We start from the raw sequence: 16,279 nt of genomic DNA on the forward strand, positions 1-16,279 counted from the left end.
CCAATTTGAGGTAACGTAAGGTGTAATGAATACACCGACGGTTACCTGAATGAAGAAGCCTGTCAAACGGGACTATCAGTCACAGCTGCGCGCCGATCAGGCGCGTGACACCCGTCGCTCGATTGTCGACGCAGCATCACAGCTGTTCATCGAAAACGGTTACGGCGCAACCACGATCGATGCGGTTGCACAGTTGGCGGGCGTGAGCCGAAAGACCGTGTTCACGGTCGGAGGCAAAGTGGAACTGCTCAAGACAGCCCTCGATTGGGCTATCGCCGGGGACGACCGACCGGTGGCGCTGGCCGACCGGCCCACCCTCCGGCAGTTGTTGGATCAAGACGATCCTCGAGTGCTGATCGCCGGATGGGCGCAAATCCAGGTCGACATCGATCAGCGAGCGGCCCGGCTGTTCCGCGCGTTGGAGGTGGCGGCGGAGACCGACGAGGAGGCTGGAAAACTCCTTGCGCAAGTGCATCACCAGCGATTGATGGGTGCGCAGGAGATCGTGCGCCGGCTGGACACGCTCAGTTCGTTGACCAAGGAGGTCAGCGAGGCGGACGCCGCCGACCTGGCCTGGCTCGCGACAGATCCCATGCTGTTCGACCGCTTGGTACTCGTCCGTGGCTGGACCCTCGACCGCTTCCACGCGTGGCTCGTCAACAACTTGCTCGGACCTCTGATCTCCGACTGAACCGAAATTCGCGCGATCTCGTATGTCAGGAGAACGCACATGGGGACAGGGCGTCCCCCGGGAAAGGGCCATACCGACATGACTTCGAATTCCCAATCGCCGGCGCCGTGGCTGACGGCGGTACAACGATGAAGATCAGCGGACCGATTCTGACCATTGCCGCCGTCGCCGCACTCGGCGTCGGCATTTTGTCTGTCAACATCTCCAAGGAGAACGAGCCGTCGGGTAGTCCGGCCGCGGAGTCCACCACCACGCTGTCTGGCACTGCGCCACCGCCAACACCGGCACCGAGCGCGGCGCCTTCCCGGGAATTCCCCGCCAGGGCCGACTACGTGGCCAAGATCCCGACCGCCAGGGGCACCATCACGCTGGGGCTCACCGTCGACGCCGAGCACGCCGTCGCCTACGCCTGCGACGGCAATACAGTCGAGACGTGGCTGCGCGGAAGCGCCACCAACGGTGTTGTCAGTCTCACCAGCAAGGACAAGACCAGCCGGATCGAGGGCCGTCTTGAGGGAACCGCGATCGTCGGTACGTTGTCGATCGGCAACGACGAGTGGCAGTTCAACGCTGCCGCGGCACAGCCACCGGCCGGGCTCTACGTCTACGAGAGTGCGGGTGTCCGGAACAGTTGGATCGTCGACCCAACCGGCACGGCAACGGGGGTTCAGCGCCGGGCGGACGGGCGTAGGTCTGCGGCACCGGGCCTCGCCGCCGACGGCGTCGCCATTGTCGACGGCGTCGAGGTCACCGCGATTCGCGTGCAGGGCAGCAGCGATGTCTGATTCCGGAGCACCAACGGTGGCATCGGCGCGTACCCAGGCAGGCGGTGTGGTGTGGACAATGATCGCGATCATCCTGGGGACACTGGTTGCCGTCGGTCTCGGTGTATTCGGCAAGGTGCACGAGCCACGGTTCTTCTCGGTCAGCGTCGCCGGATTCTCCAGCGGCACATCCGTAAAAGCGTGGCTGGCAACGCTTTCCATCACTCTTGGGCTCTTTCAGCTCGCATCCGCGTTCGCGATGTACCGCCTCATACCGTCAGACCGAGCACCTCGGTGGGTCGGCACCGCACATGTGTGGTCGGGACGGCTCGCCGTGCTGGCCAGCGTTCCCGTCGCGGTGCACTGTCTGTACGCCCTGGGCTATCAGTCCGGGGACAGCCGCGTCCTGTTCCACTCGCTGTTCGGGTGCTTCTTCTACGGCGCATTCGTCACCAAAATGGTGCTGCTCACGCGTAGGGGCATTCGGGAATGGGTCATCCCGGTCGCCGGCGGCCTCGTGTTCTTCACTCTCGTCTACGTCTGGCTGACATCAGCGTTGTGGTTCTTCCAAACCAATGGCGTGACCCTCTAACGGAAGCGGATCCGATGAACATCAACGATTTCGTCTTCAGCCGCCAGCAGGCGCTGCGGTACGCGGGCGTGGGCCTGGCGACCACCGCGGCCGGGTGTGCGACATACGGTAAGCCGCCCGAGCCGGCGAGCACCGGGCCCGCCGACGAGCCGGCAGCGGGCACCGCTGCGCCCGCGTCGAAAGTCCTTGCCAAGACGACCGACGTGCCGGTGGGTTCGGGTGCCATCATCGACGAGATCGTCGTCACCCAGCCAAGCCCGGGCGTGTTCAAGGCCTTCTCCGCTGTCTGCACGCATGCCGGGTGCAGAGTCGCCACGGTGGCCGACGGTGTGATCAACTGCCCGTGCCACGGCAGCAAATTCAACATCGACGGTTCGGTCGCGAACGGCCCAGCGCAGAAGCCCCTGACATCCACAGCCATCACAGTGCAGGACGGCTCGATCATGCTCGCATGATCAAGCCGGCAATTTCCCGGCAGTCGCGACAACCCAGGTCAGTTCTTCGTGGAAGATGTCGCTGTGTGCGCCCGAGGGGCCCTCATCCTTGGCGACCACGTCCGAAGAATTCAGATTCAGGATCTGCCCTGGCAGGAACGGGTAGACCGCGTCCGTGCCGCCCAGGCTCTGGGTCTGCGCCTGGTACGCCCCGTGTGAGCCCATGGCCCGCCAGCGGAACAACGGATCGTCGACCGCGGCCGCGTCTTCGCCCGCCGCGGCCGAGGCCAGCGGATAGAACGTCCCCAGTGCCCGGTCATGGCTGGAGAAGCAGACCGTCAGCGGCCCGTCGATGCGGGTGAGCAGGCCCGCCAGCTCACCCGCCCCTCGCCGGAACGGCAACCGCTCGGTGAAGCTGAACCGGGAGTACGCGCCCTGCAGCAAGGTCACCGCTTTAACGGGCGAGGGCTGGACATCGCTCATCCCCGCAAGCGCATAGGACACCACTCGGGCCCCGAAGCTGTGACCGACCAGGTGAATCCGCAGATCGGGGAAATCTGCGTGGAGCTGATCGATGGCGGGTCCCAGCCCGCGCCGGCCGACGACGCCGGCGCGGTTCTTCATCTTCCAATAGCTGAGCTGACGCAGAGCCTCCTTGGCACCGTGCCACACTCGGTCCACAAAATCGCCGAGCCCGGCAGCACCGCCCGCACCGTCCTCGAATTCGACACCTGCCGAAGCCAATTCATCGGCGAAGGTGGTGAACAGCTTCTCCGGGTCCTGGTCTGGCGCGAGCATCCCCGGCCCGGCGTCCGGGGCATCGCCCTCGCCGTCGTCGAACCCCGTCTGGGTGGCAGCGCTGAACGCTCGCAACGCATCGAGCAGATCGGGCACTCGTTCGGTGCTCGGCGGGGCGGCCAGCAGGCCCGCGATGGCATCCAGCTGATCCTTGCCGCCGGGAAACATGTCCTTCAGTTCGTCGAGCTGGGCCGGATCGATGGTCGCCGGCCCGGCGGGCACGGCCACCTCGTCGCCGAGTGCGGCCGCACCACCACCGCCGTGCGCCGCCGGGGCGCGGAAGTCGGGTATCGGCTCGTCCCGCCACAGCTGCGACGGCCACCGCAGCCCGACGAAGCCGACCGTGCGGGCCGGGTCGAGCTGCGGCGCCAACAGGTCGAACCACCGGTCGTACAACGACGTCGCGGCCGCCTCGTCGTTGTTCCAGCCATGAGAGAAGATGACCAAGTCGGTCAACCCCGCGGCGCCGATCCGGTTTTTGAGATCCGCCAGCACCGCCTGATCGGGATCGCCCTCGGCATCGAACACCAACCGCCAGATCCGTTCGGCCACATCGTTGGTCATGAGATTCCCTTCAGATCACACGGATTGCAACGCACGCATGAGATCGAGTAGGCCGGCGCCCTGGAATGCCGGGTCACGGTTCAGCGAGGTCGCCGATTCGACGAAGATGCGTTTGATCGCCTCCGGCTCGCTGACGAACTCGCGTTGCACCGACAGGAACGCGGCGATCGCGCCGGACACATGCGGTGCCGCCATGCTGGTACCGCTTTCCTCGACGTACACCGGCATGTCGTCGGCCAACTCGATCTGATTGGTGACCTTCTCCCGCCGGCTGCCGGCCGCTGCGGAGGTGATGCGTTCACCGGGCGCCACGAGGTCCGGTTTGCGTCGCCCGTCCCCGGTCGGGCCGCGGGACGAGAAGTACGAGACGCCGAAGGTGTGCGGTGAGCTGCGGTGTGTAGAACCGACGGTGATCGCGCTCTCGGTATTGCCCGGGTCGTTGATCGTCATGTCGGCGGTGAACTTCACCGAGTCCTTGCTGAATGCCGTGTTCAGTGACACGTAACCGGAGTTGCCTGCCGCCACGACCACCACCACACCCGAGCGCACGGTCTTGTCGACCTCGATGCACATCGGGCTCTGCCCGCAGGCATACCACTCGGCGTCGAATTCGTATCCGAGACTGAGGTTCACCCCGTGGATCCGGGGCACCCGCTCGCTGCCGGCGTTGAGCTTGCGGACGTAGGCCAGTGCCCGCATCACCCGGCTCACGCGGGACGCCTCGTCCCCGGGCCCCAGCACTTTGAGGCTCACCAGCTTGGCCTTCGGCGCCATGCCCGCCAGCCGCGACGGATCCGCGACCGTGCGCGGTGCGGTGATCGGATCACCGCCGTGCTCAGGATCGTTGAGCCGCTTCTCGACGACGACGACGTCCGTGGGGTTGCGGCCCACCAGCGCGCCGGCGATGATCCCGGCCACATGTGTGCCGTGTCCGTCTGTGTCGGTCAGCGGAGCGTCGCCTCCGGTGAAGTCGCAGTGCAGATCGGCCACCGACGGATCGTGCAGATTCTGGTATTCCGTGAAGTGCGCATGTTTCTCGTCGATACCGGAATCGACCACAGCCCAGACGATTCCCTCACCGAAGCTGTCGAACGACCGCTGCGCGGCGACGGCCTTGATGGTGGTGGAGGAGGCATCGATCTGCGGATGCACCTCGAAGTCCGGCCAGATCCGGTAGACCGCTCGTTCGGACCAGGTCTGTGGGACGGCATCCGCGGACACGAGTGACTTGATCTGATCCGAGGTGAGATCTCCGGCCATGAACTGATCGGCCAGCGGCATCGGCGTGCCGTCGCCGCCGACCAGTTTCCACAGGTCTTCGACCCGCGCCATCGCGGCGCCCACCGCCGGTTGGAAGGTGAGGTTCAGCTCGATCATGATCGGTATTCGGGTGTCATTGCCCGACTGCGCCATCGCCGTGCGCAGCGGTGGTGTGACGACACCAGCGAGAACCGGATCACGTTTGGGCGGTTCGGTAGTCCCGACCTCCAGGGCCGCCGCGCCCTCGTCCGCCGGAGCAACGGTCCGCACCGGAGCCCGGGCGGCTGCCTCGGCCCGTTCCCTGGCACCCGAGACAGCGTCGCTTCCCGCATCGGTCAACCGCACCGCGTCGCTCCTGGCCGCCTTCGGTGCGATCAGTTTGCGCCTGCGCAGTACCGCGACAGCATCGCGGACCCGGTTGTGCCAATACGGATTGTCGGTCTCGTACTGGCGGTCTCGCTCGGTGAACCGTGACGCGAAGTTGGCTGCGACGGCCTCGGTCAGCAATCGCATGTCCGCGGTCTTGCCGAAATGCTGCAACTCCCCCAGCGCGACCAGCACTCGATCTGGCCAGTTCTCTTCAGTTGAACTCACCGCGCTCCTCGGCATATCCACCCGTCCCAGGTTTTCCTGCGTCGATTGATGGTCGCTCAGCCGCGCCCCACGTACACGCGTATTCGACTACTCGAAACAGGACGGGCCGGCTGTCTCGGATCGAGTAGCCCACTACTCATGTCATTTCCGCCGCAGTGAACAACAATCGTGTACCGGTAGGCAGCTCATTCGGCCGGAGGGAACAAATGGTGACCACGGCGAGACAGGCTCCGGCGTTCATCGCCATGGCCGTGTCCCGGTGCCGATCATTGGCGGTCACACTCGCGGTCCGGATCGCTCAATACATCGATCAGTCGGTGGGCTGGGCCCGCCTTCCCAAAGTCCTCGGCCTGGCTGTGCTGATCGGACTTCGACATCAGCTGCGAACGTCGAATCTGTATGCCGCCGAACCTTCGCCGGCCCCGCTCACCGGCCCCGTCGATGCCGGCAACTATCTGGGTGCGCGCACCCGCGACGGTTCCTACAACGACCTCAGCGACCCTGGGATGGGTGCCGTCGGCTGCCGCTTCGGCCGTAACGTCCCACCCGAACACTCCTACCCGGAGTCCGCCCAGCGACTGCTCGATCCCAACCCGCGGCTGATCAGCCGCACCCTGCTGACCCGCGACAGTTTTCAACCCGCGACAACGCTGAATCTCCTGGCCGCCGCCTGGATTCAGTTCGAGGTGCACGACTGGTTCGCCCACGGCTCGGATCCCACGCAACCCTGGGTGGTGCCGCTGCGAGTCGACGATCCGTGGCCCCAGCGGTCTATGCTGGTCGAGCGCACCCCACCGGATCCGTATCCAGGCGACGGGCCGCCCACCTTCACCACACAGGAGTCGCACTGGTGGGATGCCTCCCAGATCTACGGGACGACACCGGCATTCGCCAGTGCGCTGCGTGCTCCGGAGCAGGGCAAACTACGCATCGACGACGTCGGCCTGCCCCCACCCGAGGTCGAGGCCGTGGTCGACCTGTCTGGCACCGCGGGGAACTTCTGGGTCGGTCTGGCCCTGCTGCACTCGTTGTTCATGCGCGAGCACAACGCCATCTGCGACCACCTGGCGCAGAAGTACCCACATTTGACCAGCCAGCAGCTCTACGACAAGGCACGCCTGGTCAACTCCGCGTTGATGGCCAAGATCCACACCGTGGACTGGACGCCGGCGATCATCGCGCACCCGACGACTGTGACGGCCATGCGCGTCAACTGGTTCGGGCTCCTGGGCGAGCGGCTGGGCACCCGGTTCCAGCGACGCTTCGGCCGGATCGGCACCAGTGCGCTGGTGCACGGCATCCCCGGCTCGCCTACTACACATCACGGCGTGCCGTATTCGTTGACCGAAGAGTTCGTCGCGGTGTACCGGATGCACCCGCTGATCCCCGACGAGTTCACCTTCCGCTCACTGGCCGACGACCACGTCACCGCACAGCACGAACTACCCGACCTCTCGGTGCTCAATGTGCGTGCGCGGCTGTCCGAAACTCCGATGGCCGACCTGCTCTACTCCTTCGGCCGTGCCCATCCCGGGGCGCTGTCGCTGCACAACTTCCCGCGCCACCTGCAGCACATGCACCGTGTCGACGGCACCCCGATGGATCTGGCCACGATCGACGTCATCCGCTCCAGAGAGCGGGGTGTGCCGCGCTACAACGAGTTCCGGAAGTTGTTCCGGCTCAAGCCCGTGAACTCCTTCGAGGAACTGACCGGCGAGACAGCGCTGGCGGCCGAGCTGCGTGAGGTCTACGACGACGACGTGAACCTGGTCGACCTGATGATCGGCCTCTACGCGGAACCGAAACCGCCCGGATTCGGCTTCAGCGATACGGCATTCCGGGTCTTCATCCTGATGGCCACCCGCCGGCTGGAGAGCGACCGCTTCTTCACCACCGACTTCCGCGACGAGACCTACACCGTTGCGGGCATGAACTGGGTGCGGGACAACGACATGCGCTCGGTGTTGTTGCGGCACTTCCCCGAACTGTCCCCGGCCCTGGCCGGCGTGGCCAACCCGTTCGCCCCCTGGAACCCCGTATCTGTCCGTCCGACCACCGCCCCCGCCCCGACCCGAAAGGCGTCCGCATGACCCCAGCCATGACCGCAGACGAGATGCGTCGCATCGTCGAGAGCCTCAACCCGGTTCCCTACCGCGACGATCTCGAGCAACCCAAGCCCGGCGAAGCCGAGGACATCGAGAAGATCATCAAGGCACTGCGCAAGAACAACGAACGGGCCTACAAGAAGTTCAAGCACGGATTGCGTGACGCACATGCCAAGAGCCACGCCATTCTTCGCGGCGAGCTCATCGTCAACCCGGACCTGCCCGAGGTGCTCGCCCAGGGAATGTTCGCCGAAGCCCGCAGCTACCCGGTGATCGCCCGTATCTCCACCACATCCGGGGCACTGCGCAGCGACAGGAACCGCGGCGTCCGAGGACTCGGCATCAAGGCCATCGGCGTGCACGGCGAGCGCGCGATGAAGGACCCGGAGGATGAAGCGAACGTGACACAGGACTTCGTGCTCGTCACCCACGAAGAATTCCTGTTCGCCGACGCACATGCGTACCGCACCCTGGGGATGCTGAGCGCCACCGTGCTGGCCCGGTTATCTGACGGAGCGTTGTGGGCCGGCAGCGAAGTACTCGGCGCGCTCAAGAAGATCGGTGTGCCCATACCGGAGAATCTCGCCGTGTTCGCCGCCCCCAACCGCCCCATCCTGGGCGAGACGTTCTTCTCGTCCGCCCCGATCCGCTATGGCAACTACGTGGCCCGCTTCAAATACGAGCCCACCTCACCCGAGGTCAAAGCGCTTGCCGACCAGACCCTTCCTAAGCACCCCGGCCAGGACGAGCACCGCGATCTGATCATGGCGTTCTTCGAAAAGCACTCCGCGGAGTACACATTCAGCGTGCAACTGTGTCTCGACACGAAGGAGATGCCGATCGAGGACGCCACGCACCCGTGGAAATCGCCGTACCTGCCGGTGGCCAAGGTCGTCTATCCCAAGCAGAACCCCTACAGCGCACTGCGCCGCGCGTACGGCGACGATGTGCTGTCCTTCAATTCGTGGCGCGGTCTGGAGGCGCACCGCCCACTGGGATCCATCAACCGGCTGAAGCTCAAGGTGTACGAAGCATCGAGCGACTTCCGGCACAAGATGAACCACATCGACCGGCACGAGCCGGCCGACATCTCCGAGCTTCCTGACTGACCCCAGCGAACGGGAAATACTTGCAATGGGAAGAACATTCGCCGCCATCGCCGACAAACACCGCCCCGTCGACCCCTTGTTCGGCAGCGATCCGGGCCCCTTACCCCTAGACTCGGGATTCATGCCTGGTCAGTGGCAGCTTCTGGACCGGCCCGCCGAGCACGATGCCATTCGGGCCGCCCTCAGCGGGACAGAAAGCTGCGGAGTCGTCCTCGTCGGGGCCGCCGGAGTGGGCAAGACCACGTTGGCGCGCACCGTAACCGCATCGTTGAGCCGCAAAGTGCACTGGACCGCATGCACCGAGTCGTCACGGAGCATCCCGCTCGGCGCCTTCGCCCATTGGGTGTCGTCGACGGGTTCTCGTGACCCGATCGCCCTGATCGGATCGGCGCGCGAATCGCTTGTGGCCGACGGTGACTCCATCGTCGGCATCGATGATGCCCACCTGCTCGATCAGCTGTCGGCGACGCTGCTGCACCAGATCGCCGTCGAGCGTTCCGGACACGTGGTCGCCACCGTACGCAGCGGTGAACCGGTTCCGGACGCGGTCACCTCACTGTGGAAGGACGGCTACCTCCAGCGCTTCGAACTGAGTCCCTTCACCAAGCAGCAGAGCATCGCGCTCATCGAAACCGTGCTGGGCGGAACGCTGGAGGGTCTCAGCGCCGACGTGATGTGGGAGACCTCCGGCGGCAACCCGCTGTTCCTTCGCAACATGGTCGAGGGTGCGGTCGATGCCGGCACCCTGGCGAACGTCAACGGGGTGTGGCAGTTCCGTGGCCCCACCGTCATCCCGTCCGGCCTGGTCGAACTGCTCGACGAACGGCTTGCGCACGCCGGCGAGGACGTCCTGCACGCGCTGAAACTGCTGGCGCTCTGCGAACCGCTCGACATCGACGCCCTGGCCGAACTGGCAGGCGAGGACGCGGTGGACGCGGCCGAGATGCGCGGCCTGATCCGGATCGTCGCCGACGACGGACAGATCAACGTCCGCTTCAGCCATCCCCTGTTCGGCGAGGCCGTGCGTCGCCGGGTCGGCACCGCATCGGCCCGCAAGCTGCGGGGCCGCATCGCCAAGATCCTGCACGAGCGCAACCTCGACTCGCCTGCCAGCCGAATCAAGTTGGCCGAGTTGGCGATCGAGAGCGACCACGGCACGGACATCGACCTGTTGATCGCCGCCGCCAAGGACGCGGTGTTCCTGTCCAACCTCCCGCTCGGCGAGAAGCTGGCCCGGGCTGCCTTCGCCCACGGCGGTGGGCTGAGCGCGGCCGCGCTCTTGTCGCGCGCGTTGTTGTGGCAAGGCCATCCGGTCCAGGCCGACAGCATCCTCGAGCAGTTCTCCCCTGGCGATCTCAACGAGATGGAGCTCGTGCAGTGGGGCATTCCCAGATTGTCGATCCTGTTCTGGTCCATGGGCGACGTGTCGCGGGCCGATCAGGTGCTCGCCCTTCTGCGCGAGCGGGTCACCCACCCCACGTTGAGACTCATCATCGACGCGACCGGCGCGGGTATGGCCGTGCACCGGAACAAGATCCACGAGGGGCTGGAAATCGCCGAGCAGGTGCTGGCAAACCCTGAGGCACCGCGGCAGGCCGTGGACTTCGCGGCCTTCGCCGCCGGCCTGTCGATGCCGTTGGCGGGCCGCGGCAACAGTTTTCTGCCGATCGCTTCCCGATGCCGTGCCGAGCGCAAGACCACCGACGGGATGGTCCGCATCATGGTGTTCTACGGCGAGGTGCTGGCGCTGGCCTACACCGGGCGCCTGGACCTCGCGCAGCAGCGAGCCACCGAGTACGCCGAATTCACTTCATCCGGCCAATTCGCCGGCTGGGCGATCGCCAAGATCATGGACGGTGTGGCCGCCACCCACAGTGGCCGGTTCCGTGATGCCATCCAGGCCATCGAACAAGCCCTGGCCGCGCTGAACGCCGAGAGTTCTCTGCCCTGGCAGCTTCCCGGTCGACTGCTGCTGGCCCGCGCCTACGCCGGCGTGGGGAACCCGGCCGACGCCGAACGCGTGCTCGAGGACGCCAAGGAGCACTCGGGCGAATTCATGGCACTGCACGAGCCGCTCCGGATGCTGGCCAAGGCCTGGCTGGCCGCGGCCAAGGGCGGGCACCGCTCGGCGATCGATCTGGCCCGGGCGGCCGCCGATGCGGCACATTCCTCCGGCCAGTACGCGGTCGAGGCGGAAGCTCTGCACAGCGCCGCACGTTTCGGAGACCGCAGCGTGACCCGTCGGCTGCAAGACCTGGTCGACCGTGCGGACGGTCCGCTGCCCGCCCTGTTCGCGCGCCATGCCGCAGCCGTGGCCGCCTCCGACCCCGTCGAACTGGACAAGGTGGCCGCCGCGTTCGAGGAGGCCGGCCTGCTGTTGTCGGCGGCCGACTCCGCCGCCCAGGCGGTGCCGCTGCACGACAAGGCGGGCCATCGTCGCAACAGCACCGAATCCGCCGCACACGCACTGCAATTGGCGTCCAAGTGCGGCGGCGCCGCCACCCCGGCCATTCGATCGGCCGCCCGTCCGTTACCGGTCACCGCGCGCGAACGAGAGGTGGCCGGACTGGTGGCCCAGGGCCTGTCGAACCGTGACATCGCCGAACGGCTGACCGTCTCGGTCCGCACCGTGGAGGGCCACATCTACCGGGCCTGTATCAAGCTCGACGTCGCCGACCGGGACGAGCTCGCCAAGATCGTCTGGAGTGACCTGGCTCAGTGAGCCGGATCGGTAGCCGGGGTCAGTACACGTCGCGCACATACCGCTTCTGGGCGACCAACTCCCGCTTGTAGTCCCGTGCGGCGTCCTCCGACATCCGGCCGTGGGTACGGAGGATCGCGGTCAGGGTGGCGTCCACGTCCTTGGCCATCCGGCCCGCATCACCACAGACGTAGAAGTGGGCGCCGTCATCGAGCCAACGCCATATCTCGGCGCCGCGGTCCAGCATCTTGTGCTGCACGTACACCCGGTCGGCCTGATCGCGGGAGAACGCCAGGTCCAGCCGGCTCAGGAAACCGTCATGCACCATGTCCTCAAACTGGTCGCGATAGTAGAAGTTCTCGCTGCGGTGCTGATCGCCGAAGAACAACCAGTTACGGCCTGTGTGTCCCAGCGCGCGACGCTCCTGTAGGAACCCCCGGAAGGGTGCCACCCCGGTGCCCGGACCGACCATGATCATCGGCGTGCCCGGCTCCTCCGGCGGGCGGAAATGCGGTGACCGCTGCAGGAACACCGGTGCGGCCGCAGCGCGGTCGGCCATGAACGTCGAACACACCCCGCCCCGTGGCGCGCCCCCGGCGCCGCGGTAGCGCACGACCGAAACCGTCAGCTGTACCTCGTGGGGGCTCACCAGCGGGCTCGACGAGATCGAGTAGCTGCGCGGAGTCAGCCGGACCAGTGCCTCTTGCCACTGTTCGGGTTCGGCACGGACCGCGAACTCGGCCACGACATCGAGGCCGTTCCGGTTGCGCAGCCAATTGCTGCGCCGCTCACCGGAACTGCGCAGGATCTTGGCCGCGGAACGGTCGGGGCACGAGTCCGCGACGAACCTCAGCAGGTCCGGCGTCACCCGGCAGATGTCGTACGACGAGATGAGCGCATCGCGCAACGCCTGCTCGACCCCGTCGACCTCGATCACCGAGTCCGGATCGAGTGCGGTGGCCGCCAGCCAGGAGTCCACCACGGCCGGATCGTTGCTGGCATAGACACCCAAGGAGTCACCGACCGCGTAGTTCACGTCATACTCGGAGATGTCGAAGCCGAACTGGCGCACCTCCTTTGCCGCAGTCGGCGCGGTCAACAGCTCATTGCGGGCCAGGGCGGCCAGAATCGGCTTGGCCCTGGTGAATTCGTCGGGCTCGGTGGGTATCACGGTGCGGATGCCGCCACCGATGACGGCAGGAACCGGCGCCGGACCGGTCAGCACTGTGGTGACCGTTTCGGCCCACTGTCGCAGCGGCTCGTCGTCGTAGGCCTCGCACTCGGCCCGCTCGAGCAGTTTGGTGGCACCCAGATCGGCCAGCCGCTGGTCCAATGATTTCGCGTGCCCGCAGAAATTGTCGTACGACTTGTCACCGATGCCGAGCACCGCGTACCGAAGCCCGTGCAACTGCGGGGCGTCGTGCGCCTGCAGCCGGCTCCAGAAGTCCGCCCCGTTGTCCGGAGGCCCACCGTCACCGAATGTGCTGGTGACAACCAGGATGTCACGCGCGGCCGCCAGGTCGGTCAATGCGAGTTCGTCCATGTTGACCAACGAGGCTCCGGCGATCCGGCCCGCCAGCCCGGCCGCGAACTCCTCGGCGGTGCCGGTCTGAGAGGCCCACAACACCAGTGGCCCGCCCGGCACCGGCCGCCCGCCCGCCACGATGTCGCCGGCCCGCGAATAGCGTCCGGCCAGCATTCCGTCCACCCACAGCCGCGCCCGGGCACTCAGCGGCGCTGCCGCCGGGAGCACCGGAACTCCGGCGGGATCATCTGGAAGGCCCGTGAAAAACCCGGCCAGATAGATCTTTTCGTCCTGACTGAGGCTCGGTTTGTGCGCGGCGCTCAGTCCCATCTCGACCGCGAGCGGATGCAGCGCCGGCGTGCCGTCCACCGATCGGACCGGGCGCAGGCTGACGGCACACACCTTGAACTCCGGCTGCAACGAGTCCGGATCGACGGCATCGTTGGTCACCGCGTTGACGGTCAGGTACTCGCCGTGTTCGTCGTTCCAGTGAAACGGCGCGAAGCAGTTGCCCGGCCGCACCCGGTCGGACAGCACCGCGGGGAGCACCGCGCGTCCACGCCGGGATGCCAACTCGACCGGCTGCCCCTCGACGATGTCGAGGTCCAGGGCGTCCAGCGGGTGGATTTCGACGAACGGCGCGGGGTTGAGCTTGTTGAGCTTGTCCACCTTGCCGGTCTTGGTCATGGTGTGCCATTGATGTTGCAGCCGGCCGGTGTTGAGCACCATCGGATAGTCGTCATCGGGGAGTTCCGCTGCATCCATATGCGGCCGGGCGTGAAAGACGGCCCGCCGCGATGGCGTCGGGAAGGCCAGCCGGGGCCGGTGACCGTGAGCGTCGACGAAAAGGTCCTGGCTCACACCGTCGTTGACGTAGCGGATAGGGTGCCGGTCGTCCTTCCCGCCGGGGCCGTCGACCGGTGGAACCGGCCACTGCAACGGGGTCCGGCGCAGCCGCTCATAGTCGGCGCCGCGCAGGTCATATCCGGTCTTGGGGTTGGCGAACCCGCGGATCTCGGCGAAGATTTCTTCGGCCGACTGGTAATCGAAGTGTTCGGCGAACCCCAGATGTGCTGCCACCTGGCAGATCAGCTGCCAGTCCGGGCGGGCCTGCCCGAGCGGGGCGACCGACGGGGTGAGCAGGGTCAGGTTGCGCTCCGAATTGACCATCACGCCTTCGGATTCCGCCCACAATGCCGCGGGCAGCAGGATGTCGGCGTAGTGATTGGTGGCCGTGGACCGGTAGGCATCCTGGACGACGACCAGCTCGGCGGCTTCCAAGCCGTTGATCACCGTCTTCCGGTTCGCCACGCTGGCAACGGGGTTGGTGCAGATGACCCAGCAGGCCTTGATCTCGCCCTGCTCCATCTGTTCGAACATGCCGATGGTGCCCGGGCCCACCTCGGAGCGGATCGTGCCGGGTTCGATGCCCCATCGGGTCTCGACGAAGGCCCGGTCATCGGCGGCGAGTACCGACCGCTGGCCGGGCAGACCCGGCCCCATGTAACCCATTTCGCGGCCGCCCATCGCGTTGGGCTGGCCGGTCAACGACATCGGGCCGCTACCCGGCCGGCAGATCGCGCCGGTGGCCAGGTGCAGGTTGCAGATCGCGTTGGTGTTCCACGTTCCGTGCGTGCTCTGGTTGAGCCCCATGGTCCAGCAGCTCATCCACTCCCCGGCCTCGGCGATCATCGCCGCGGCGGTACGGATGTCGGCCTCGGGGATTCCGGTGATCTCGGCGACCAGGGCCGGCGGATAATCGGCCAGGAACTCCGGCATCGCCTCCCAACCGGTGGTGTGTTCGGCGATGAACTCATGGTCGATCGCGCCGCTCGCAGCGTCTTCCAGGAGCAGGTGCAGCAGGCCGTTGAGCAGAGCCAGATCCGTGCCCGGCTTGATCTGCAGGAACAGGTCGGCACGTTCGGCGGTCTCAGTCCGGCGCGGGTCCACCACGATCAGCTTGGCGCCGGCCTTGAGCCGATCGGCCATGCGCAGGAACAGAATCGGATGACAGTCGGCCATGTTCGCACCGGTGACGAAGAACAGGTCGGCCCGATCGAAATCGGTGTAGGAACCCGGCGGCCCGTCGGCGCCGAGCGACTGTTTGAACCCGGTGCCCGCACTCGCCATGCACAACCGTGAATTCGATTCGATGTGCACGGTACGCAGGAAGCCCTTGGCGAGCTTGGTCGCCAGGTACTGCGCTTCCAGCGTCATCTGGCCCGACACATAGAGAGCGACGGCATCCGGACCGTGCTCGTCGACGATGGCCCGCAACCGGCGGCCGGCTTCGGCCACCGCGTCGTCCACGGGCGTCGGCACCAGTTCATCGGCACGGCTGGGCCGCAGCAAAGCGGACTTCAGCCGGTCGTCGTCGGCGGCCATCAGCTCGGCGTGCATGGCACCCTTGGTGCACAGCCGCCCGAAATTGGTGGGGTGCAGCTTGTCGCCGCTCACCCGCGCGATCACCTTGCGGCCGTCATCGTCCCTGGTGGTGACCTCGATACCGCAGCCGACACCGCAGTACGAACACGCCGTCCGCTGTGTCGAGTCCGGGACCGGACCCGGGGCCGCGCCATCCGCCATGTCCCCATCTTGCGGTGAGGGTGTTGTCGGATCTTTCCGGCGAGGTTATCGGGACGAAAACTGATCCTCACCGCGTGAAGACGCCCATTGTGAGGACAATAACCCCAGTTCAGAGTGCTTTAGTGGCTCTCAGGTTTGACCGCCAGCACCGGTTTCGGACACTCCAGCAGCAGTTGTTGCGACACGCTGCCCAGCAAAAGCTTGCCCACCGGGCTGCGGTGCCGGATTCCGATCACCAGCAACTCCGCCTCAGGCGCGTCCATCGCATCGAGCAATTCGGTGGCCGCATCGACCCCCACCGGCTGCCGCAACTCGAACGGCACGCCGCTCTCCCGCAACCGTTCCTCGACGTCGTGGACCTGACCGGAGCGGGCGAACCGGGAATCCACGTAGGCCTCACCCGACGTCGCGTTGATCACCAACAGGCTGGTGCCCCGCAGGGCCGCCTCTGCGATGCCGTGCTCGATGGCGGCAATACCGAAAGCGTCCGCGGTGTAGCCGATGACGATCATTGATTCTCCTCGCGCGAGCGCTCGTCGGTTGTCTTCTCCTCGCG

The 16,279-nt window shown here is 66.3% G+C and carries 11 protein-coding genes; 7 read left to right on the forward strand and 4 right to left on the reverse strand.

What is annotated here, in order from left to right:
* The first annotated feature begins 49 nt into the window (after window positions 1-49).
* The 4 genes from QQ25_RS19210 to QQ25_RS19225 all read left to right on the forward strand — a co-directional run bounded on the left by QQ25_RS19210 (window position 50) and on the right by QQ25_RS19225 (window position 2,502).
* Window positions 50-691 (forward strand): TetR/AcrR family transcriptional regulator, encoded by a 642-nt coding sequence (locus QQ25_RS19210; protein WP_039380467.1) that lies wholly within the window; start codon window positions 50-52, stop codon window positions 689-691.
* A gap of 128 nt (window positions 692-819) precedes the next feature.
* Entirely contained in the window at window positions 820-1,476 is a 657-nt protein-coding gene (locus QQ25_RS19215) for a hypothetical protein (protein ID WP_039380469.1), read from the forward strand.
* Window positions 1,477-1,534: 58 nt separating this feature from the next.
* Entirely contained in the window at window positions 1,535-2,047 is a 513-nt protein-coding gene (locus QQ25_RS19220; protein ID WP_101906055.1) for a DUF6529 family protein, read from the forward strand.
* 14 nt (window positions 2,048-2,061) lie between these two features.
* A complete protein-coding gene (locus QQ25_RS19225) occupies window positions 2,062-2,502 on the forward strand; it encodes a Rieske (2Fe-2S) protein (protein ID WP_039380473.1) in 441 nt (146 codons plus the stop codon).
* Here QQ25_RS19225 and QQ25_RS19230 read toward each other — a convergent pair whose 3' ends face one another.
* Both QQ25_RS19230 and QQ25_RS19235 read right to left on the reverse strand, forming a co-directional pair.
* Window positions 2,503-3,843 (reverse strand): alpha/beta fold hydrolase, encoded by a 1,341-nt coding sequence (locus QQ25_RS19230; RefSeq protein WP_039380474.1) that lies wholly within the window; start codon window positions 3,841-3,843, stop codon window positions 2,503-2,505.
* 15 nt (window positions 3,844-3,858) lie between these two features.
* The gene (locus QQ25_RS19235) at window positions 3,859-5,697 is read right to left on the reverse strand and encodes a S8 family peptidase (RefSeq protein ID WP_039381084.1); all 1,839 of its coding nucleotides are present in this window, start codon (window positions 5,695-5,697) and stop codon (window positions 3,859-3,861) included.
* Between the two features lie 206 nt (window positions 5,698-5,903).
* On the opposite strand from QQ25_RS19235, the gene QQ25_RS19240 reads away from it, so the two are divergent.
* The 3 genes from QQ25_RS19240 to QQ25_RS19250 all read left to right on the forward strand — a co-directional run bounded on the left by QQ25_RS19240 (window position 5,904) and on the right by QQ25_RS19250 (window position 11,633).
* Window positions 5,904-7,787 (forward strand): peroxidase family protein, encoded by a 1,884-nt coding sequence (locus QQ25_RS19240; protein WP_039380477.1) that lies wholly within the window; start codon window positions 5,904-5,906, stop codon window positions 7,785-7,787.
* 8 nt (window positions 7,788-7,795) lie between these two features.
* A complete protein-coding gene (locus QQ25_RS19245; protein WP_052235981.1) occupies window positions 7,796-8,911 on the forward strand; it encodes a catalase family protein in 1,116 nt (371 codons plus the stop codon).
* Between the two features lie 121 nt (window positions 8,912-9,032).
* On the forward strand, window positions 9,033-11,633 hold the full coding sequence (locus tag QQ25_RS19250) for a LuxR C-terminal-related transcriptional regulator (protein WP_039321642.1): 2,601 nt from the start codon (window positions 9,033-9,035) through the stop codon (window positions 11,631-11,633).
* A 19-nt stretch (window positions 11,634-11,652) separates the two neighbouring features.
* Here QQ25_RS19250 and QQ25_RS19255 read toward each other — a convergent pair whose 3' ends face one another.
* Together QQ25_RS19255 and QQ25_RS19260 are read right to left on the reverse strand one after the other, a co-directional pair.
* Window positions 11,653-15,723, reverse strand: coding sequence for a bifunctional nitrate reductase/sulfite reductase flavoprotein subunit alpha (locus tag QQ25_RS19255; RefSeq protein WP_039380479.1), 4,071 nt, complete (start codon window positions 15,721-15,723; stop codon window positions 11,653-11,655).
* Window positions 15,724-15,842: 119 nt separating this feature from the next.
* Window positions 15,843-16,235 carry a universal stress protein gene (locus QQ25_RS19260; RefSeq protein WP_039321503.1) on the reverse strand — a complete coding sequence of 131 codons (393 nt, stop codon included), beginning with the start codon at window positions 16,233-16,235 and terminating at the stop codon, window positions 15,843-15,845.
* Window positions 16,236-16,279: the final 44 nt, after the last annotated feature.

It is taken from the genome of Mycolicibacterium setense, assembly GCF_000805385.1.
In the GTDB taxonomy this organism is placed as follows: Bacteria; Actinomycetota; Actinomycetes; order Mycobacteriales; family Mycobacteriaceae; genus Mycobacterium; species Mycobacterium setense.

Excerpts from the sequence above, each read along its gene's own strand:
- QQ25_RS19210 (WP_039380467.1), top strand. The coding sequence starts at position 50 with ATGAAGAAGCCTGTCAAACGGGACTATCAGTCACAGCTGCGCGCCGAT.
- QQ25_RS19215 (WP_039380469.1), top strand. The coding sequence starts at position 820 with ATGAAGATCAGCGGACCGATTCTGACCATTGCCGCCGTCGCCGCACTC.
- QQ25_RS19220 (WP_101906055.1), top strand. The coding sequence starts at position 1,535 with ATGATCGCGATCATCCTGGGGACACTGGTTGCCGTCGGTCTCGGTGTA.
- QQ25_RS19225 (WP_039380473.1), top strand. The coding sequence starts at position 2,062 with ATGAACATCAACGATTTCGTCTTCAGCCGCCAGCAGGCGCTGCGGTAC.
- QQ25_RS19230 (WP_039380474.1), bottom strand. The coding sequence starts at position 3,843 with ATGACCAACGATGTGGCCGAACGGATCTGGCGGTTGGTGTTCGATGCC.
- QQ25_RS19240 (WP_039380477.1), top strand. The coding sequence starts at position 5,904 with ATGGTGACCACGGCGAGACAGGCTCCGGCGTTCATCGCCATGGCCGTG.
- QQ25_RS19245 (WP_052235981.1), top strand. The coding sequence starts at position 7,796 with ATGACCGCAGACGAGATGCGTCGCATCGTCGAGAGCCTCAACCCGGTT.
- QQ25_RS19250 (WP_039321642.1), top strand. The coding sequence starts at position 9,033 with ATGCCTGGTCAGTGGCAGCTTCTGGACCGGCCCGCCGAGCACGATGCC.
- QQ25_RS19255 (WP_039380479.1), bottom strand. The coding sequence starts at position 15,723 with ATGGCGGATGGCGCGGCCCCGGGTCCGGTCCCGGACTCGACACAGCGG.
- QQ25_RS19260 (WP_039321503.1), bottom strand. The coding sequence starts at position 16,235 with ATGATCGTCATCGGCTACACCGCGGACGCTTTCGGTATTGCCGCCATC.